This is a genomic window from Collinsella aerofaciens, from assembly GCF_041537385.1.
Classification (GTDB): domain Bacteria; phylum Actinomycetota; class Coriobacteriia; order Coriobacteriales; family Coriobacteriaceae; genus Collinsella; species Collinsella aerofaciens_BV.
In genome coordinates this window covers 277,575-297,733 of sequence record NZ_JBGORS010000001.1, presented here as the reverse complement: position 1 = coordinate 297,733, position 20,159 = coordinate 277,575, and the positions used below count along the sequence as shown (strand labels likewise).

The window sequence follows — 20,159 nt, the reverse complement described above, 5'->3', positions numbered from 1 at the left end:
CTTAAGTAAGGTTACGACATGTACATTAATGACATTCAAGTACCCGATGGGTTAAATCAAGCGCTCCTGAAGCACGAGCTTGTAATATTTGCTGGATCCGGCGTTTCAATGCAAGGTGATTGCCCTCTTCCTGATTTTAGGGGACTTGTTAAACAAATCGCCGAGGTTGTTGCTCGACCGGGTTCCACAAACATAAATGAGCTATTGGAAGAGCCTTGCGAAACGGCGCTTGGTCATTTAGATCAAATGGGGAATATACACCAAGCGTGTGCTCGTGCCATTGGAAAAGGACTTGAAGGGTATTCTGCCCTGCATGTCGGCATATTAAAGTTATTTGGCATCAAAAGAAAAGTACGTGTAGTTACAACCAACTTCGACCGCAGGTTTGAAGGTGCCGCCGAATCAATAGGCATTTCACCTCAGACGTACATTGGCCCCGCATTACCCCTGGGTGACGATTTTGAAGGGATCGTCTATTTGCACGGAAACGTATTGTGTCCAGAACAGACCGTCTTAACAGATGTTGATTTTGGAAAGGCATATATCACCAACGCGTGGGCATCGCGCTTTCTGCTTGATATGTTCACGCGGTATACCGTGCTATTTGTTGGCTATAGCTGCAGCGATATGATGGTCAAATATCTAACTCGATCCATTTCGGCAGATATGAATGGGCGCATTTTCGCACTTGAGCGAGGTGAAAGTAGAGATAGTGAGTGGAGTTCACTTGGTGTCATCCCAGTCCATTTTAATGACTATAACGAGTTGGCACCTCTATTTATGGGGTGGGAAAAATTAAGTAATGAGTCGTTGAGCGTACGCCGCTCTGCTGTTGCATCGTATGCAGAATTAACATCCCAGCTGTCTTATATGGAATACGAGAACCTTGCCTCTTTCTTTACCAATCCCGAAGACGGTGATGAAGAAAGAAATGCTCTTGCTACCGCTTTTTGTACAAATGCCAATAGTATTGAGTCATTGAAGAGCCTCGTTGATTGCGGGATCGATTCATTCTTAACAAAAGACAAACTGGATGGTTGGGAATGGACCTTTCTCCATTGGTCAGTTGAATCTTTTTCAGTCGATCAATACGTAGATGTCTATCAGATTGTCTCGGGAAAAGGTCGAATGTTGTCATCGACATATGTCTGTCAGTCGCTTGAGCACATTGCCGATTCCCATGATTTTTCGGATGCCAGCATTTCCTTCTGGCTCTCATTTTTAAATCTCGATAAGACAGACGATATATGGATGGAGTTCACGTTCCCAAAGCTATTGTCCAAAATTGCAAGTCCAGATCTGGCGCTAAGATTAATTGAAATCATGCTCTCTTACAAAGCGGAGTGGGTTAAAGGATTCGCCGGCACCAAAGGCAGTTTTTGCCCTCGTTTTAGATTTAATTTTTCCGATAACGTCGAAACCGTCACCAAAGCAATCGTTGCCTGGGCGGATCGTCTTGGCGTGCGGCTGCTTTCATTGCTCTGTAATCGTTTGAGTGACATTGCTAATCTTGAAGCTGGCTATACCGATCTATGTGAATGGATAGACTCATCAAGTTTTATTCGCCATGCAATTGAAGATCATGAGCAAGATATGCCTAAGGAGGGCACTTTTTGCGTAATGATCGATTGCGCAAGGGAGGTTGGTCGCAAACTCTTCTTGACAAATATACTTGAGGCAAATAAGGTGCTTGCTTTAATAGATTCAAAGTGCAGTCTCATAAAACGCTTGGGCCTCTATTTATATTGCCTGAGCCCATCAGACGCTAACCAGGCTTTAGCTCTCGCAGTTAAGTGCGGGGCTCTTAAAGATCCAGCCGCCAAATTTGAGATATACCATCTTGTCCTCACGGTGTACCCCAAAGCAAGCAAGTTGGCTAAGAAAGAGTTTATCGAGGGGGTTAATTTAACATTCGCCAAATATGCGGACGATCACCACTGTTCGTATGCGCGTTTCAACTTATATCAGTGGCTTGTGGACAACAATGTAATGGACGATCTATTGCAGCAACAACTTGAACAGATCGCAGTCGACCATCCCAACTTTAAGCTAACCGAATTTCCGGACTTATCGTCCTTTACTACCTGCGGGTTTCCGCAAATTATCCCATTGACCGCATCGGAATTTACGGCAGAAAAAGTAATCCAGCTGTTTGAAAGGGCAGGCGATGTTGGTCATGATGACTTTGAAGCGGACGAGATAGTTAGGGCCAGCTGTAACGCCCACCCTGACTCAGTGATTAAAGTCATTTCAGACATAGCCAACAGAATTGAATCCAAGCCTGAAATGCTCGCAGCTAAATTCATGCTGCTTAGCATTCCATGGGAATCATTAGATTCCGATGAACTTGCACAGCTACTTCCTGTTTTCAACATAACAGCAACATATCATGAGTCCTACGCGGCAACGATTCACGCCCTTGAGTACTTAGTCAGAAAAATTGACAATGCTCATGTCGCGGAATGCGTCCAGCTTACTCTCAGCTCGGTCGCACCCGAAAGAATACTGACATGCGTCTCACACGAAGGAATTTCAAATAGCGTAAAGGTGGATTGGTTTTCCAGGGCGCTCAATAGTACGTTGGGGCAAGCCGTCAACGCTCAAATTTACTTGCTGGCCAGATGCGATGAATTGGAACTCAATGACGAAAGCACCTCGCTGCTCGCCTCAATTGAGCAGCTCATTGAGGCGTCATGCAACGACGAAGTCTCGTCAAACATTATATTTGCAGCGCTATTCTCGCAGCTAAATTTTTGGGCAACGAATCACATGCCCTTCTATAAGTCGCATATGGAGTCGGCGTTGGTAAACAACGATGTTCCCGGGCACATCGGAAGTGTTTGGGGACTCAGCAATTTGAATATTGCGAATCGCCAAACATGGCGCTCCCTTAGCGAAGTGTGGCTTAAGTTTGCAGTAGCGCCTTGTGAGGAGCTCAGCAAACCTTATGAACGCATTAGGAAGTACTGCCTATTCTCATCAATTCGTTTTGACGAGAAGGAAAGCCGCTCTAAACTGCTTTCCCATTTTGGACGCACTCCAGCCCTAGTCTCAGAGGCTGTTTCCGCAATTATTCATTACTTAAATAGTCTCGACCCAACAGATATCGTAAAAGCCTGGAATGAATGGGCAAAAGATGATCTATTCAACTTGATTGATACCGAGGCAAACTTTGAGCAAGGAGCGCCTCTACTTAAAAGAATGGTGACTCTAAATGAGGATATCGCCTCGAATTGCATTGCGTTCATGGCACAAAGATGTGAATGGAAGCTGGATCGCACCATCCTGACCGACAAGCAGCTCGATGCGGTGATCACCTGCTGTAATGCGAGTAAAGTCGATATTGTTAAAGTCATTCTAATGCATCTAAAATGGAGTAGGCTGCTTCAAAAAGTTCAGCAATCATGCGTTGTTTATATTAATTCAAAAGTAGAGGCTGGCGGTCTTGAAGAGGACCTAATCGACATGGCAAAGGACGTGTACGCATATAAGAGTATTCCCGTTCCGCGAACACCCAACTGGCAAACCGCCAGAGGAGACTAGGGTTTAGCTCGACAACTGCATCCACGCTGGGTTTTTGAATCTTACCTTACTGAAGAGCCGTGGAGCACACGCATGGCGATTGCCTTCCATACAATCGAAAAGTAAAATTGAGCCATGATTACTTTTGTCGACATATCTGCCGCTGTTTCTCGCGTACTGTCTCGCTACGACGTCCGCGAGGCATATCTTTTTGGCTCTTTTGCCCGCGGTGAGCAGACGCCAGATAGTGATATCGATTTGCGCCTCGTTTGCGGCGACAGCATGACGTTTGGCACGCTATACGAAATCTCCCTTGAACTCGAAAAGGAGCTCGGGCGAGAGGTTGAGATTGTGACCAACCCGCCCGAGCACATGCGTCCGGCTTTCCGCAAAAACATTGAACAGGATGAGGTGCGTCTTTATGAAGCGGCATAAACGAGATGCTGAACTCATCAATGTCATTCTGTCTGATTGCGAGACGCTGACTAAACGTATCGACCATTTTGGCTCCACGGAGAGTTCCTTTGTTTGCGATAGGAGCGAGGAAGGCGAACTTGCCTACGACGCGATCATGAGCCCCGTTTACAGAATCGCTGAGGATGCGCTCCATCTTTCTGATGAGGTCCAATCGGCTTTCCCAGAGTATCCCTGGAATGATATTAGGGGTTTTCGCAACTTCGTAGCGCACGGTTATCGAGAGGTTGATCGGTCCCTTGCTTGGAAAGTAATCGTCGATGATATTCCCGAGCTAGAGAAAGCTTTGCGAATCTTTAAGGAGCGTCAGAGCTAATGCGTCGTTGGTTGGCGCTGTACCCTTGGTAGCCTGCGACCCCATGCCGGGCTCGGCCCCTCCTTTCACCGACTGGCAAAACGATTTACGCCTAATTTCCGGGTTCGTTTACAGGTAATTCGTTTGCCACTCGTCCGATCTCACTAAACTAATAACTGCTGCTACCAGGGCATTTTCTGGTGCACATTCTATTGGCTCCAGCGAAGATCGGAGCGGGTATGTTTGCTGCCAAGTCCCACACCAGCCGTTATTACATTGCGATTGTTGCCATAGCCTGCCTATGCGTTTTGCTGGGCGGGCCTTCTTATGCCGCGGGAGCGGAGAGCCTCATCATCGCGGGCGCGACGTACTACGAGCCGGGCGTGTCGGGCCCTGGCTGGGCCTGGACCGATGCCGACCACCTGGAGCTTAACGGCTACGCGGGCGAGGCCGTCGGCGCCGAGGGCGACCTGGTGCTGACGCTTGCCGGGCAAAACTCCGTGGCGGAGTCGCATGCGCCCGATGCGGACATCACACTGTGCGGCATGGAGGTGTGGGGCAACCTGACGCTTCGCGGTACCGGGACCCTGACGGCGACGGGCTCGCAGTGCGGGATCCACGCTTCGCAGGCGCTCGTGGTGGACGGATGCACCGTCGATGCGCGGGCGGACGGGGCCGATATTACGGACGAGGCGGTTGCCGGCGTGATCGCCGGCGACATGGCCGTGCGCGGCGGCGGGCGCGTCGTTGCCGCGGGCACAGGGTCCGGAGCGGGCGTGCGCGCCTACGGCGTGTATCTGCAAGATGCGGGCCTTGGCGATGGTGCGGCCGGCTGTCGTCTTTCCGTCGATGCCTCGTGGCTTGATGCGATCGGTGCCGATGGCGGGGTTGCGTGCCTGGGCGGGTCGCTTGTGTCCGCGCGGTTTGTGACGCCTGCCGGCGGGACCTTTGGTGCTTGTGGCGTGGTGGACGCCTCCGGTGCGGTGGCACCGCATGTGGTGGTTGAGCCCGATGTAGCCACGCCTCCGGCGGGAGAGACGGACTGGGGCGAGGTACCGGGCGATAGCGCGGACAAATCTCCCGCCGATGCTAACCCCGCTGTCGGAGAGCCCACCACAGGGTCCACGGCAAATCCCGCGCAGAAACCCGCGGCCGCGCCAACCAAGACATCAACGACGTCCAAGACGACGGTAAACAAGACCACTATATCCACGTCCTCTAGGCCCAAGACTGCCACTGAGACCACCGCGACGCTCCCCAAGGCCGGCGACAACAACTGGATCGCCGCCTCTTTATCGTTATTCCTGCTGGGATTGGCACTTTTTGGTGCCGCATATCGCTGCTGAGGTGCCAATTTTTCAGAAGTGTGCGGTGATCGATTTCTCATCTATTTGCTAATCACCGATTATCGCTAATCGATGACCTTACAACTGGCAGCATGCCGTCGCATCACCAAGAAGATCATCTCTCAGCATTTTCGGTGCACATGTCGGCTATAAGTTCAATTCGCGACATTGATAGCGCCCTATGACAAACAAGAAAGATTTCTTCTCTCCATTCATAATCATCTTCAAGGAAGACATCGTCTGAATGCCTATTCTGAATGGAAATCCGAGGCAAACACGTGAGCACGGAAACTCAGATTGCAGTATCGATGGAATCTGGAGGCTACTGTTTCTACCTGAAAGGACACGAAGGGGCTCATTGCACAGACGACACCGTGGAAGGCGCGCCAACATCATACTTGCTCCATCGCGGAGTTATAAAGCGCGGTTCAGCCTTTGCGCAAAATTAAAGACTGGTAAAATGACCCTATAGCCGGTTCGAATTAGCGTTTGCGCATCGCAATCGGAAGTGCTTTGTTTGCACATTATATTCTGCTACGTGTCTATCAGGTACGACTCTACGGAGGAACCGGCTATTAACTTTAAGGATAATCTGATGCTCAACGAACTTCAGTCGAAAGGCGATCTGGCTGGTTTTCTTGGCCTGTCCTTGGAAAAGCTTGATCTCTTTGTATATCCAACTTCCATGTATGACCTATATAGAAATAGATTGGTCCCAAAAAGAAACGGTGGCTATCGAGAACTATTAATCCCAAGATCTGATTTAAAAAGGGCTCAAAGACTCATCGCCTCTGAGCTTGAAAAAGGCTATAAGCCATTGCCTTGTGTCCATGGTTTTGTCAAAGGACGGTCAATAAAAACAAATGCTGAAAATCACATTGGCTCGCAAGTAATTGTTGGCCTGGATATTAAGGACTTCTTTCCTTCTATCTCGTCAAGACGAGTGTACGGGCTTCTTGTTTCCAAGAAGTTAGGTCTAACCCCTGAAGTTGCATTCTGTATTTCAAGGATTGTTGCGACACCGAAAGGACTCCCTCAAGGCGCTCCCTCATCTCCTATTATTTCGAACATGATTTGCCTCGGTATGGATAAACAGCTAATGCACCTATCGCGAGAATATCGATACCAATACTCTCGATATGCCGATGATCTTACGTTCTCATTTAAAAGTTCTTACTTCTTTTATCGAAATTTTTATTCAGGTGGAAAGCTCAGGTTGCCCAATAAGCTACGAAACGCAATCACTAACTTTCATGGAACCGAATCGTTTGAGCTCAACGAGGATAAATCGTTTTACAGTTGCAGTTTTTCAAGACAACTGGTCACGGGCGTTGTCTGCAATCAAAAGACAAATATAAAACGCGAGCAATATCGGCGACTCCGCTCAACGCTCCATCGACTTAGCAATGGCGACATTGAAGGCGCGATGGGCTGCTATTACGGTAAAACCATTGCCAAGCTTACCGATGCAGAAAGAGGGTCGTTTGAAGCGTCTCTACGCGGAAGTCTTGATTTTTACAAATCTCTTATTGAGGATCCCTGGACATCGGGTCCACTTATGCGTTTAGGCAGCCTGTACAATAAAACGAAACCAGAAGACACACCTGTTTTCCCAGTCGCACTTCAGCAAGACTCGCTTCTGTATCTAGAAGGAGAGGATGGCAACCAAAACTCATTTGAAGGGCTTGGGTTTTATCTGGCTGGCTACGGTCTTGTTACGGCATGGCATGTGATATGCGATGCCGTTTCCCGCGATAAAAAAAGCAGGGATATTAAATTATTCAGCTCAGATAAGACGCCACTTGCAATATTTAGATTTGGGAATGAGGTAGTTCAGGACAACAAACACGATGCTGTAATACTACAAGATGTTCCCCCTGCGATCTTAAAAAACATTCCCCGGCTTCCATCAAATATGGATTTGCTTGCCAAGGGCGACAGGATTTCTGCTTACCAACACCATTTTTCCGAATCTAGATTCAGCTTTGAGCTACACAGCGGAGATTTGCTCAGGGTCGGAGATCCAAGCGAAGAAGGCACACTTTGTTATACGAATTGCTCATTTCGTCATGGAATGAGTGGTGGGCCAGTGTTTAATGATTTGGGCCAGGTCGTCGGCATAGTACATACTGCAACTGAGCATGGAAAACTTGGCTCTTTCCTTCCTTTAAGGGATTGTGTCCGCTCAACCGATGTTTATGGAGAATGGCTACTCTTCTAACTAGGTTGCCAAGCACTCTAGCCCCGAAACTCTCATCTCGGAAGGCTCGAAACAAGGTGTCTGCCGCTTTTACCTAAACGGCAACGATACGGAATGCCATAAGAAGATGCTGAGCTACATGCTGGAAAACGGGCTAGTCAGGAAGACAAAGAACGGCGAGCTGTAGATAGTGTCGCGAAAGTTGGTGTAAGGCTCGGCTCGCGATGGTGGCCGGAGGCCGCCTGAGTGAGCCGAGAATCACCTAGAATTCCGCCATTCTAGCTCATGTCACGCCGCCTTCCTACCGGGAATCGGGTTGTCGGCCACGACGAGCGCGATGATCCTTGCCGCGTGCTCTGCTGCGGTGCCCTCGTAGGCGTGCTCAGGCGCGTTGACCTTGGCGCCCTCCACGGCCCTGCCGATGGAGTCGTCGTTGAACCAGCGGCGGCCGGCCCAGTCCTCGTCCATCTCGGCGAACACGGCGCCCATCATCCTGATGAGCGATTTCCCGCTGGGGAAGACCTGCACGACCCGGCTGCGGCGCTTGAGCTCTCGGTTGGCGCGCGCCTGCACGTTGTTGGTGCGCAGCCTCACGTGGTGCTCGTAGGGGAAGTCCGGGTAGGCCAGGGCGTCGGCCTCGGCCTCCTCCAAAAGCTCGGCGGCCTTGGGGCAGAAGCGCTCGATCTGCTCGGTGGCCAGCTGAGAGCTCGAGTCCGGGCTCGCCGGCTGCAGGGCAACGCGCGCCATTAGCGAGGGGTGCGGCGACCGCGAGATACACGGTAGCGACCTTGGGCGCATGTGCGCGCTTCTGCAGGTTCGTGCGTAAGGAGGTGAAGTGATGGGCGAAGACGTGAAATGGGCTTTGGGCATTGCGGTCACGGCGCTCGTGCTCATGGCGTTCCTGCCGCACGTGCCGTTCGTCCTGGTGCTGGGGCCGTGGAGGACTAGGGGGCGCGTCCGAGACCGAAACCCCCGCTGGAGGGACCGTTCGTTTTTTGTCCGGACGAGCTGAGATGCTTTTATCACGATAAGCTCAGATGGGAAGCGCATCACTGGTATGATTTGGAAAAGGAGGAAACAGATGAAAGTCCAAATCGGGACAGAGTACAGCGCGATGGAAATCGCCGAGTACGCCGTCAGCAGGCGATATCGCCACGACACGCCCATCAGCAATCTTCAGCTCCAGAAGATTCTTTACTTCCTGCAAGTCATACACGCGAGCGAGACCGGCGAGCTGCTATTCGCCGACCAGTTTGAGGCATGGCCCTACGGCCCGGTCATCAGGGATGTCTACGTTGAGTTCTCTGACTGCGGCGGCTTCCCGATAAAACGCGAGTTCGACACCGAGATAAATGACTCCATCCGCCCGTTCCTGGATGCGGGGGTGGACATGCTCGCCGAGAAATCCCCATGGGAACTCGTCAGGATCTCACACGCCGAGGGGTCCCCGTGGGACGTCATCTACAACCAGAAGCGCCTACACAAGGGAATCATCCCAAATGAGCTGATCATGCAGTGCGCTAGCGAGGTCTCTGAGTGACCGAACAAGAATACGCAAAGGCGGCCGAAAACATCGGAAGAGCCCTCTCTCTGCTCACCAGCAAAATTGGGACTCTTTCGAAACCGCCCCTGAAAGTTCCTCCAATAAACGCAGGCAGTGACGACGCAGAGAAACGCAAGGCTCTCCGCGACATGCTCGAATCCCTCGCCAGCACGGATGATGCTGCGGTGCTCTCCCAAGAGGACATACGCCGAGCCTCGAGCTTCTTCGCAAAGCTATATGGGGGGAGCGAGCCCTATCGCCATAGATATGCCGACATTTGCGACCTGGTATTCAATGCACTCGGGCAGTCCTCTGGGGACTTAGACGAAGGGGTCCCCTATTCGGTCAATTGCCTCGCTGAGAACATTCGCATCATCCATGAGTACCTGACGAAGCATGGACTTTGTGACCAGGCGAAAAGTGTCCTCAAACTCGCCGACCACATCGACCTGGAAAAAACGAGGCTGAGCCACGACATCGAACAGCAGCAGGCCATGCGCGCATTCAAAACGGCAATCGCCGAAGTAAAAGCGGAAAGGGACGAGGCGGACCAGAAACGCGCAGAGCTGGAAAGGGAGTTCGACGAGCGCCTCGACAAGACGAGGATGGAGTACATCGCGATCCTCGGCGTGTTCGCGGCGGTCGTGCTCGCCTTCAACGGCGGCGTCGGGTTCTCGACCTCCGCGATGGGCGCGCTTGGCATCGACGGCGGCATACGTGCCATCGTGCTCCTCGCCGCGCTCGTGGGCTTCGTGCTCATCAACACGGTCTGCATCCTGCTGGTCTTCATCTGGAAGATGTCCTTCAACCACAGGAAGGTGGAACTGGGCAACTGGCCGAGGAACTGCCTGATCGCCGCAGACGTCGCCCTCGTGTTCATTATGGCTGCGATGATGGCGCTCTCTCACCCTGGACTCAGGGAGTTCATCGGGCTGTAGCCCGAACGCGACGCCAAGGGCCGCCCTCCGGGGCGGCCCTTCTCATGGCGACACGTCTAGGAGCATAGCCGTGCGGTAATCCTCCGCCGCATGGGGCGTTGGGAAGCCGTCCTTCGGGGCGGCTTCCCGCTTTTCGCGGCGGGCGCGATTGATTGGGGGCGGTGCTTGGACGCCGACGAGCCGATGGCGAACCCGCGCCACGAGACATATTGCCGCGAGCGCGTGGCCGGCAAGACGCAGAGGCAGGCGATGCTCGCCGCATAGCCCGACCGCTCGCGCTGGAAGCCCGAGACGGTGGACAACAAGGCCTGCAAGCTCGAGGCCGAGCATGAGGTCAAGGCTAGGATTGCCCGCCTCAAGAGGCTCGCGGCGGAGAAGGCCACCACGACGCGCGCCGAGGTGCTCGCGGGCATAAGCTATACCTTCCAGGCGGGCATAGCACGCGTGCGCGGCGCCGGGGACGGCAGGCAGCTGGACTACACCTCGGTCAACGCCGTCACGCAGCTGGGCAAGACTCTGCTCGATGCGCTGCCCAAAGAGGGGGGGGAGGCGGCTGAGGCCGAGCGGCCCTTCTGCAGGGACTCTGGGTCGGCGAGCCGACGCTGTCAATCTACCACGCCGGCGAGCGCATCGCCACGCACCGGTTGCTGCCGCCCAATGTCTGGAATGTTACCGTCAATGGGAAATCGGCCAATTGGTTGTATTTAGATTAGCCCTAACGCAACTGCTACTCCGACGTTGGCGAGGAGGGCGCATACGCTGTCTGCCTCGCCGAGCAGGAGGGTGTGCTTGCTGAGGGCGGGCTCGTCTGGCATTCACATAATCCAAGCTAACACCTTTCCGGTCAAATCCTGCTACAGCCCTGCTGAATCCAGACGCGAGGTTTTGTAAGGCCTCTATAAGGCGGAATCTGTAGAGGAGGGAGGCTGTGGTATCGTGCGTTTCGACGATGATATGCCTTGCGAAGGGTTTTACGAGCTCTACCGCGTACTCTTTTACCCCGGGCTTCACGAGAGGCCTACGGCCAGAATGCGGGATGTGCGACGGGGGCAGCGAGCCGTCCGCCAAGTGGGGCCCGACGACCGGAAGCCTCTCCTTGAGGCGGCGACACTGGCGGATGGGTTGGCCAAATGATCACGGATGGCGTTGTAATTTGTTTCAACGGCCAAATCGATTTCGGCACGGCTGTTGCTTTCCTATCTTTGGCGCTCACTCTCCTCCAGTGGATTGTCTCGCTGGTACGGGGCCGCCGGGCGGCCGCGCGGAGCCAGGCATCGGCCATCTGTGCCCGTGTGGTCAGGATGTCCGAGAGGGAGACGGCCACGGTTGGAGGGTGCAGGGCTGATATCGCGCCGCAGTTCGGCCTAGAGGTGATGAACAATAGCAACGACCTCGTTTACCAAGTTATCCTCACTGCCGTGCTCGTCCAAGGCGCCGGGCCTGAAGACGGGAGGGCCGTCGAGGGGAGCGACGGCAGGGTTCTGCTCTCGTCCGTTGCTCCGGGCAAAACCGTGAGGTGCATCGGGCATCTCGATTGCTCGATGCATAAGGCCCTCGGCTGCGAGGTGGCTTTCACCGATCGCTACGGACGCAGTTGGGTGCGGAAGAGCGACGGTCATTTGGGCAGGATTCGATTCAAAACGCCCGTCGATTATTACGGTCTAATGCAGCCTGTAGAGTGGATGGACTTCGATGAGCCGTAATCGACATGCTCTAATTTTGAACGAAAAACCCCGGAGACGATCGATAACGATTCTTCTTTGATGATGCAAGCGGCGCTACTAATAGTAGCGCCGCTTGTTTTATATTCCACTTGCAGATCCATCTGGACATCGCGTTCCAAAACTGGCAGAAACGTTCCTCGTTGCCGAATACGAGATTGTTTTCAGCACACAGAGCGGAACACATCCAAATTGCTCCAAATGGTTTGAATGTAACTTCGACCGTTTTCGGTTAGCGGAGTTTTATGGAGTATGAAAAAATCTGGTTGGAAGTTGTTAAATCTCTGGTTTAGAGCGATTTGGCCACCGATCCAAACCAGAGATTTAACGTTAGATAGCTGTTGAATCCCAGCCAGTAATTTGACGTAGTGTCACAGCGGCTGGGCACGCTGCTTTCGGCATGGCTTTGCAGAGTGATTTCGAGCACTGCTTTTAATTGCTTTAGCTGCAGATAGTCTAGAACCGGCTGCATCTGAGCTGGGACCATATTGATCAGCGCTTCCATCGGGGGCTCCTTTCCTCCTGGTTCGATGGAAACAATTCTGAAGCGTAGGCCTACGTCCCGGTAAATGATTATTTGGTGGCTTAACTCATCTCCGCGCCTAAGACAAGCGCCCTCGCTTGTTCAGCGATCCTAAATTGATCATCACTTCCGAACGATATGGCTTTATACATTTGAGATACAAGATCGAAATCGTAGTTATGCCCTGGCACCGTGACAATGACGCGCTCGAAAGAGACCGAATATGCACTCAATGAAAGAAAGGCAGCAAGCGCCTCTTCGAGCATTACCGTATCGGCCAGCACATCCGACCTTATGAATAGGTGATTGTGCGCAAATGGCCTATACCCGCCGCCGTTTAGCTTACCAAGTTTTTCCTTGTAAGCTTCTATAACCAGGCCAAAAGAATCTTTGCCGCTGGGACCGAAGAGGCCCCAATCAAACACCTCAGCACCAACCTGCTCGATTCGTTCCGTCAGCCGTTCCTTAAGCTTTGCGTCATCCGTTTCGCGGAGCTTCGCATACAAAGCGTCCGCCTCCTGGGTTTCTTGAGATATTGCTTGGGTTACCTCGACTCCCAGGTCATGGAGTTCATCCCAAAGGTCGGGTTTGTCCCTATGCGACAGGTTTCTATACGTTGCTTCATCAAGGAATTGAAGCACGAGACGGGCGTATACCTCCCAGATATCGAATGGCATATGGGAGGGCAGCACGCCTTCGTAACTTGTCGTTGTTCCCTTATTGTCCATGTTCAAATTGTACAACCTCGTCAATCGCGATTTTCCCCGCTCATTAGCATCGACAGGAGAGCGTCTCTAAGCGAGGAAAGTGCTTGCATTTCAATCCTGTTGTCGAGAATGGTATCGAACAGAGGCATCAAGTTCTCGCAAAGTGCCGAAATGGCACCGGAATTATGGGGTATCTCCAACTGTAGTTTTTCAAGGCGCTCAGGTTAGACTGGGCAGTTCCCTGTGCAATGCCAATCATATGTTCCTTAAAGGCAGTTTGCCAGAACCAGAAAAAAATCCTGTCAGCGTGTCTTTCCTGACAGAAACGAGCACGGCAACTCGATGATTAAGTAAACAGTCAGGTTCCGCAACAATTCCGACCCTACCAACACTGCCCATGAGCGAAAGCACGATATCTCCTAGCATGAGTCTGCAATACGATTTTATGCGGCCAGGAATGTTCACGATACGATTGGCGTCAGAACAGTCAACGTTGCCGTCCCGCACGTTCTTGATTGTCTGAACTTTATAGTTGCCGTCATCTGAATAAGTGCCGCTATTGAAAGCGTAACCGTTCCCAAAGTCGACCAGTTTATGCAGTGATATAGCAGCGTCGCATTCCGATAGATACCTATCGAGTAACCGTCTTTCTCCGTACCGCCTGTAGCGGGCGGTACGGAGAAAGACGGTTACTCACGATCTGCCCACATGTTCCTGCGTTCTATGTTTGCCTGCGTCACCGCAGCCCATGCTGAATAAAGTGTTGCGACGATTTTGCCCAAAGCTTATCAGGCTGTTAAGACGCGGTTGTTTTGGTGCTTACACTAAAATCATAAAAGTCGTATCATTTCATTAGCTTATTCATCTTTAGGAGGAAGAATGCCAACCAACAGCCAGATTCTGATAGACGGATTCATTTCGGACGAATTCTCTAAGCAGACTGAATATAGTTCTAAAGGGGACTACTTTGAACTGTTGGCTTCTTCTCGATACATGGCTCCATACGACCTTGACGACGATGAGATAGCGGAGGGGCTCATTGGAGGGTCGCGAGACGGGGGCTGCGATGCTATTTACATCTTCGCCAACAATTATTTCTTGAGTGAGGATGTCCAGATTCAAAACTACATCAATCGTGGATCAAGGGTTGAAATTGTTATTCTTCAGACTAAGGTTTCAAAATCATTCAAAGAAGACGCGTTCTTGAAGTGGAAGGACACCTGCAATGACCTTCTGACATTCGATAAAAACTTAAATGATTTCGACGATAAATATTCTGATCGCGTTATCGATACTTTTGGAAGAATAAGAGAAGCGATTCAAGCGGCGGCGATGGCCGGAAACGAAATCCGAATGAAGTTCGTGTACATCGCGAATGCGGATTCACCATCGGACGGCGTTAAGATTCAGAAAGAGCAGCTTCCCGCTGCCATTGACAAAATCGTCGGCGTAAGCCGATTTAGTTCTTCGTGTGTTTTAGTTGGAGCAGACGAATTGATGCGCATCTGGTCGCCTCCCGCAGAGAGTGGGCTTGTTATGCGTTTTTCGGGGTCCTATGCATCAGTTCCTCAGAGAACGGATGTCTTTGGCCTGGTGTCTTTGTCGGATTACTACCGCTTCCTCACTGACGACCAAGAACAGCTCCGTAGCTATCTTTTTGAGGCGAACGTCAGAGATTACGAGGGAAATGTTTCAGTCAACAAAGGAATCAGGGAAACGTTGGAGCATCCTAGCGAAGACGATTTCTGGTGGCTCAACAACGGGGTAACGATACTGGCTTCTGAAGCCTACCAAATAGCAGGAGCAGAAGTGAAAATGGAAGAGCCTCGCATCGTTAATGGACTTCAAACGTCGTATGAAATATATAAATTTATGGAGTCTCGCACAGAAGACGCCGAAGATTCCAGAAATGTGATGGTAAAAATCCTTGTGCCGGGAAGCGATGAGACCAGAAACAGAGTGATACTGGCGACGAACAACCAAACTCAGGTGAAAAAGACATCGCTTCGCGCTACTGACCAAATCCATATCCAGATAGAACTCTACATGAAAAGAAATGGACTGTATTATGAAAGGCGGAAGAACTATTACAAAAACCAGGGGAGGAAGAGAGAAGAGATCGTAACCCTCTCCTTTCTTGCGCAATGCATGATGTCGATACTTCTCGGCAGGCCGGATCAGGCAAGGGCAAGACCGTCGACACTTTTGTCTGACGAAGTTCAATATAAGAAAATATTTGGTCAGGATGGCAACCTTGAGGCTTACTACAGAGCCGCTAGTCTCGGAAAACAGGTTTGCCTGAAGTTTCCACAAATTAAGAGAGACTTAGAGGGTTCCCAAATAAGCGACATAAGATTTTACGTGATAATGGGCGTTGCTTCCATGTTGTCCAATAAAGATAGCCTGACATTTGGTGACATAGAGAATCTCGACCTTGACAAGCTTTCAGATGAAATTATTCAAACTGTTGCGGACATGGTGATGGATGTTTATCTGGCCCTTGGCGGAACATCCAAAGCTGCTAAGTCTTACGCCATGGCAAGTAAGGTCAAGGAAAAGATTTCACTACTGTTGCCTTAGGGCAATCCAGGGCTGTTCTCTAGAATGCCATCAGCAGAGAGGTCCTTTTTGCAAAGGGCCTCTCTATTTTCGTTCGGTTCCGAACAGTTTGACGATCACTAATCAGCTCGCGTCGTCAACCGCTTCGCTTTCAGCCCCTACTTTGATGCAGGCGTAGGCGACGAGCGTGCACAGCCCCATACCCATTCCAATCAGGTGCAACAGGAAGGCCATTTTCTCGCCTTACTTTTCGCCTTCGTACGGCTTTTCGGGGGCGAGCCCGTCTGGACGGCGTGCCATGAGCACGGCGCCACCCTGACGGCGGCCGGCGTCCACGAGACAACCGAGGCTATGTACAGGGCGCAGGGGCAGTAGACCACTGTATGCGGATGAAGTGCGCTGCACAGCGCCGGCACTTGGCCCCAGGGAACATCTCGGCGAGCGAGCCGACCATGCCGACGGCCTTGTCGCCGGTGAACATGCGCACGCCGCGAAGCCCTCGTAGCTCGCAATCGAGCTGGCATATGCAGTCCGCTGGTAGTATTTGCAAACTGGCTGATCAGGTAATTCTCACAATGCGCGTTTTATGCTGGCGGCGGGTTGCGGATATCCCAGTCATTGCAAAAACAATTTCCAAAACATGTGTTCTATTTGAAACTACATGAAGGAAGATCACTATAGAATGCAAGCTACAATAGCAAACGAGTATTGGACTCGAGTCTAGCGGAGGATTATGGGGTTCCAAGATATCCTTGCTGCGATTGATATCATCACGGGGCCTGACCCGGCCCTTTCTATCCTGGCGGTTTCGATTGTCGTCGCGCCGGCGTTGCTGTGGTTGTGTAAGCAGGCTTTGGCGCGGTTTTACAAGGCTGATATCTTTGTTGTGGCACTGGCGTTCGTCGCATTGTTTGCATCGGTTAGGCTTAGCCTTTTATGGTTGACGGGTGTGGCATCGGTCTTTCTCGCGGTGTGTCTGCTCGCTCTTCCCGCCAACTATTTTTGGTGTGCGCAGCGGCTAGATGACATAGTGGGCAAGGCTGATCCCTCTCTTCCCGATTGCGACTACGTAGCTGCCTTCAGGCTGATGAACTCGGTTGACCGTGATCGACTGTCCAGAAGGCAGCTCGCCTGCCTCGACAAGGACAGGATTTTCTGCAACATCTACTTGGGAAACAACGGCGTTGCAAAAAGGATGCTTGAGGACGAAAACTTAGAACCGGCTTTCAGGCATTTCGCCCTCCATATTATCGCGGACTCCGCTTGCGATCGTGCTGGGTCGCAAGCGGAACTCGAAAGCGCCTTGGCCGAGATATCCGACAAGACAGACCCTTTCATCAAAGTCCAGCTTTGGCACAACCGCGCGGTTGGCTATATCGTGAACGGTCAGTTCAAAGTCGCCGACGACGAGTTCAAGAAGACGTATCGTGAAGCCAAGCGTCTGGGCGTTCGGAATAAGTCGTTCCTCTTGCTACTGTTTGAGAATGCAACATTGAATAAAACGAAAATCGGCTTGCCTGATGGCGGCATTGAAGAAGGGTGGGGGTTGATTGAGGAATGCGAAAAGGCGCTTGCGCCGATTGGCCCCAACGATTTTGGGCAGCTCTTCAATCTGCGGCTTCTTTTCATGAGGCAGATAGGGGCAAGCATCGAGGACAGGAACAAGTTGTATTTGGCCGAGGTCGAAAGCACCCTCAGCAATGCCTCCCTTTCCGAGCAACAGCGCGTCGTCGCTATGGCGAGCTTGGGAAGAATCGCGTGGGCCGACGGGCTCGACCCCGCCCCCGTGCTCAATTTCTTCGAAGGATGCGATCGGTTTTTGTGCGTGAGCGACCCCGATGCACGTTACTATGCCCATATGAACCTGAGGGCGATGCTTTCGGGCTTGGCGGTGGATGACCGCTCCCTAAATACTTTGGCTGAGAGCGTAATGCGGTATTTCAAGGATGGGGACGCGGAGCATGATTTGGATGTGATGGAGGATGGCCTTCCTCCCGAGGCGATTCTGCGGCGCTCCCAAGTGCTGCGAGAACGCGCTGCCCTAGCCTTAATGGTGGGAGAGAACGTTGAGCGCGCCGTGTCGTACACTGATGAGGCTATAGGCCTCCTTGAGGGAAGCTTGCAGGTTATGGCGGCGCTCGAGTGTCGATGGCAGCTTGCCCGGCTGACACTGTACGACAAACCCGAGGTGGCAAAAATGCAGCTCTCGATTGCCGAAGAGCGCCTCGCTACGCTCAACAAGCAACCGTCCCTCGGATATCCCTATCTCGAGATGAGCCTGTGCTACGCCTTGCTTGGTATGCGTGCCGAGTGCAGAGGCGCGTATGAAAGGGCCGCCGGCTTCGAGACTCCGATGAGCCATTACGCGCCCGGCATTCGGATTAACATTACCGCCGCCGCCTTCTGTGCCAGGTTCTACATGCTTACGGAAATGCTTGGAAATCCCGAAGAGGTTTGCCCCTTGCTTAAAACTCGAGAGGGCAGGGCGTGGCTGTCTCGCTATCCGAAGGTTTCTTCCCTGTCGAAAACGCTTCTTTGCGGGAAGTTTCTTGGGTATGGGGATGTCGTGCCCGCCATGACGAGGCTATTCTTGGACGAGGCAGGGAAGCTATATGCCGAAACGTGGCTCGTCGTCCAAGAGATCGGGCTCGCGTTCGATCTTGATTCCAGAAAGCCCGGCGAAGAGTATGGGCTGGTTGTCGAGATCCAAAGGCACCCGCTGGTTGCCGATGACGATGCCCTTGCGAGGGTCGCTGTGCAGCACGGGTATACTGTGCTTGGTGCGAGGTTGGACCTGTGCAACGAAGACCTCCTCGGGGTCGATGACGCAGCCGCCGTATTCGATGTGCTGGATGCCTTGGGCATATTGGCCGAAGGACGCGTGCCCACATTGGAAGACATCATGAAGAGTTACCTCGAAAGCTGTGTCGACGTTCCTGCCGGCGGTTGGGGTACCTTTGCCGAGAGGTAGCTTCGTCCTGCCACGCTTCACAAAACGTTTCACAAACTTCTCGTTGCTGGCCAAGTTCTCAACACGTAGCGCTGCAATGGCCCTGCCTGTTTTATCCTTCTAGCCCCTTGGGGCTGCGGTGGAAATCCTAGACCAAAAGAGAACCGGGAGGATCATACGGATGTACAGCGCAGAGCAAAGGGCAAAGGTCATCGTGACGTTCGCCAGGTTCGGATGCAGCACGGCTGACACCATAGCAAAGCTCGGCTACCCCAGCCGCGTCACGCTCCACAACTGGTGGAAGGAGTACCAGATCGACGGCGATGAGCTCCTGGAAAGGGAGCATCGCAGGCCGAGGTGTTCCGACGAGGCGAAGCGGGATGCGGTCAATCGCTACCCGGGGCACGGGAAAAGCCTGGCGCGCACGATAAAGGCCATTGGATACCCGAGCCGCGAGGTACTCTCCAAAAGGAACGACGAGCGCACCCAGGTGATCTGCGCTGTGCGCGAGAAGGAGTGACGCGTGTGGGCCGCGTGATCGCCGACGACACGGCCGTGCGCGGCGGCGCGCCCGCCGCCGGCGTGCGTGCCTACGGTGTGTGCCTGCAGGACGCTGGCGCCGGCGACGGCTCGGCCGGGTGTGGGCTTTCCGTCGATGCCTCGTGGCTCGATGCGACCGGTACCGATGGCGGTGTCGGGTGCACGAGCGGGTCGCTTGCGTCCGCACGGTTTGTGACGCCTGCGGGCGGGGCCTTCGGTGCCGGCGGCGTGTTGGATGCCTCCGGGGCCATGGCGCCGCTTGTAGTGATCGAGCCCCAGGGCGCCACGGCGCCGGCGGGGGAGACCGGCGGGCGCGAGGCGCCCGGTGGCACGGGCGAGCCGGCCGGCGGTGCCGGTCCTGCCACTGGGCAGCCCGGTGCCGGGCCCGCGACGGATCCCGCGCTGAAGCCGGCGAGCACGACGCCCAGGATAACCACGACAACCAAAGCGACAGTGACCAAGGCCACGGCGTCCAAGCCATCCAAGGCCAAGGCTGCCAGCGCCGCCGCCACGCTCCCCAAGACCACCGACGTCAACTGGATCGCAGTCTCCTTAGCGCTATTCCTGCTGGGAGCAGCGCTCCTGGGTTCCGCACGCCGCTCAACTTGCGCCTACACGCTGCCGGGCTGAGTGGATTTCAACCTTCTTCGGATGATCCGCATCTCTATCGTTCGTCGCTCTGGAAAACCTCGCCCCGCATATCTCGTAGGTTGTCTCATGTAGTTGCCAGCACTACGGAATCGGTTGGACAGGTCCGGTGCGCATCGCGTACTTCCGTAGTTTTTCTTCGGAATATCCGTATTAAAAATACGGGTAAATTGACCGATTTGCTCAGCTGCTT

17 protein-coding genes are annotated in these 20,159 nt (G+C 52.9%); 13 read left to right on the top strand and 4 right to left on the bottom strand.

Features of this window, described 5'->3' with window-relative positions:
* Positions 1-18 precede the first annotated feature (18 nt).
* From ACEG18_RS01405 to ACEG18_RS01385, 5 genes are all read left to right on the top strand, one after another.
* Positions 19-3,543, top strand: coding sequence for an SIR2 family protein (locus ACEG18_RS01405; protein WP_372540965.1), 3,525 nt, complete (start codon positions 19-21; stop codon positions 3,541-3,543).
* 114 nt (positions 3,544-3,657) lie between these two features.
* Positions 3,658-3,957 carry a nucleotidyltransferase family protein gene (locus tag ACEG18_RS01400; RefSeq protein ID WP_372540964.1) on the top strand — a complete coding sequence of 100 codons (300 nt, stop codon included), beginning with the start codon at positions 3,658-3,660 and terminating at the stop codon, positions 3,955-3,957.
* A complete protein-coding gene (locus ACEG18_RS01395; RefSeq protein WP_372540963.1) occupies positions 3,944-4,312 on the top strand; it encodes a HepT-like ribonuclease domain-containing protein in 369 nt (122 codons plus the stop codon). Before ACEG18_RS01400 ends, ACEG18_RS01395 begins: the two co-directional genes overlap by 14 nt.
* Before the next feature lie 218 nt (positions 4,313-4,530).
* Positions 4,531-5,637, top strand: a complete 1,107-nt coding sequence (locus tag ACEG18_RS01390; protein WP_372540962.1) for a hypothetical protein — start codon at positions 4,531-4,533, stop codon at positions 5,635-5,637.
* Between the two features lie 595 nt (positions 5,638-6,232).
* Positions 6,233-7,858 (top strand): reverse transcriptase domain-containing protein, encoded by a 1,626-nt coding sequence (locus ACEG18_RS01385; protein WP_372540961.1) that lies wholly within the window; start codon positions 6,233-6,235, stop codon positions 7,856-7,858.
* A gap of 267 nt (positions 7,859-8,125) precedes the next feature.
* On the opposite strand, the gene ACEG18_RS01380 is transcribed toward ACEG18_RS01385, so the two are convergent.
* On the bottom strand, positions 8,126-8,584 hold the full coding sequence (locus ACEG18_RS01380) for a transposase (protein WP_372540960.1): 459 nt from the start codon (positions 8,582-8,584) through the stop codon (positions 8,126-8,128).
* A 91-nt stretch (positions 8,585-8,675) separates the two neighbouring features.
* Between ACEG18_RS01380 and ACEG18_RS01375 the strand changes: the two genes are divergently transcribed.
* The 4 genes from ACEG18_RS01375 to ACEG18_RS01360 all read left to right on the top strand — a co-directional run bounded on the left by ACEG18_RS01375 (position 8,676) and on the right by ACEG18_RS01360 (position 12,021).
* Positions 8,676-8,849, top strand: coding sequence for a hypothetical protein (locus tag ACEG18_RS01375; protein ID WP_161154751.1), 174 nt, complete (start codon positions 8,676-8,678; stop codon positions 8,847-8,849).
* A gap of 69 nt (positions 8,850-8,918) precedes the next feature.
* Positions 8,919-9,377: a Panacea domain-containing protein gene (locus ACEG18_RS01370; protein ID WP_161154749.1), complete on the top strand. Its 459-nt coding sequence runs from the start codon at positions 8,919-8,921 to the stop codon at positions 9,375-9,377.
* Positions 9,374-10,318 (top strand): hypothetical protein, encoded by a 945-nt coding sequence (locus tag ACEG18_RS01365; RefSeq protein WP_372540959.1) that lies wholly within the window; start codon positions 9,374-9,376, stop codon positions 10,316-10,318. Before ACEG18_RS01370 ends, ACEG18_RS01365 begins: the two co-directional genes overlap by 4 nt.
* A gap of 1,130 nt (positions 10,319-11,448) precedes the next feature.
* Positions 11,449-12,021, top strand: a complete 573-nt coding sequence (locus ACEG18_RS01360; protein WP_372540958.1) for a hypothetical protein — start codon at positions 11,449-11,451, stop codon at positions 12,019-12,021.
* 307 nt (positions 12,022-12,328) lie between these two features.
* Here the strand turns inward: ACEG18_RS01360 and ACEG18_RS01355 are convergent, their stop codons facing one another.
* Both ACEG18_RS01355 and ACEG18_RS01350 read right to left on the bottom strand, forming a co-directional pair.
* Positions 12,329-12,544: a hypothetical protein gene (locus ACEG18_RS01355; protein ID WP_117747089.1), complete on the bottom strand. Its 216-nt coding sequence runs from the start codon at positions 12,542-12,544 to the stop codon at positions 12,329-12,331.
* 80 nt (positions 12,545-12,624) lie between these two features.
* A complete protein-coding gene (locus ACEG18_RS01350; protein ID WP_204987176.1) occupies positions 12,625-13,290 on the bottom strand; it encodes a hypothetical protein in 666 nt (221 codons plus the stop codon).
* Positions 13,291-14,148: 858 nt separating this feature from the next.
* Between ACEG18_RS01350 and ACEG18_RS01345 the strand changes: the two genes are divergently transcribed.
* Entirely contained in the window at positions 14,149-15,849 is a 1,701-nt protein-coding gene (locus tag ACEG18_RS01345) for an AIPR family protein (RefSeq protein WP_372540957.1), read from the top strand.
* Positions 15,850-16,177: 328 nt separating this feature from the next.
* Here ACEG18_RS01345 and ACEG18_RS01340 read toward each other — a convergent pair whose 3' ends face one another.
* Positions 16,178-16,378 carry a transposase gene (locus ACEG18_RS01340; protein WP_368159231.1) on the bottom strand — a complete coding sequence of 67 codons (201 nt, stop codon included), beginning with the start codon at positions 16,376-16,378 and terminating at the stop codon, positions 16,178-16,180.
* A gap of 183 nt (positions 16,379-16,561) precedes the next feature.
* On the opposite strand from ACEG18_RS01340, the gene ACEG18_RS01335 reads away from it, so the two are divergent.
* The 3 genes from ACEG18_RS01335 to ACEG18_RS01325 all read left to right on the top strand — a co-directional run bounded on the left by ACEG18_RS01335 (position 16,562) and on the right by ACEG18_RS01325 (position 19,948).
* Entirely contained in the window at positions 16,562-18,799 is a 2,238-nt protein-coding gene (locus ACEG18_RS01335) for a hypothetical protein (protein ID WP_349088379.1), read from the top strand.
* A gap of 160 nt (positions 18,800-18,959) precedes the next feature.
* Positions 18,960-19,298, top strand: coding sequence for a hypothetical protein (locus ACEG18_RS01330; RefSeq protein ID WP_161154736.1), 339 nt, complete (start codon positions 18,960-18,962; stop codon positions 19,296-19,298).
* Positions 19,299-19,303: 5 nt separating this feature from the next.
* Entirely contained in the window at positions 19,304-19,948 is a 645-nt protein-coding gene (locus ACEG18_RS01325) for a hypothetical protein (protein ID WP_372540956.1), read from the top strand.
* Positions 19,949-20,159: the final 211 nt, after the last annotated feature.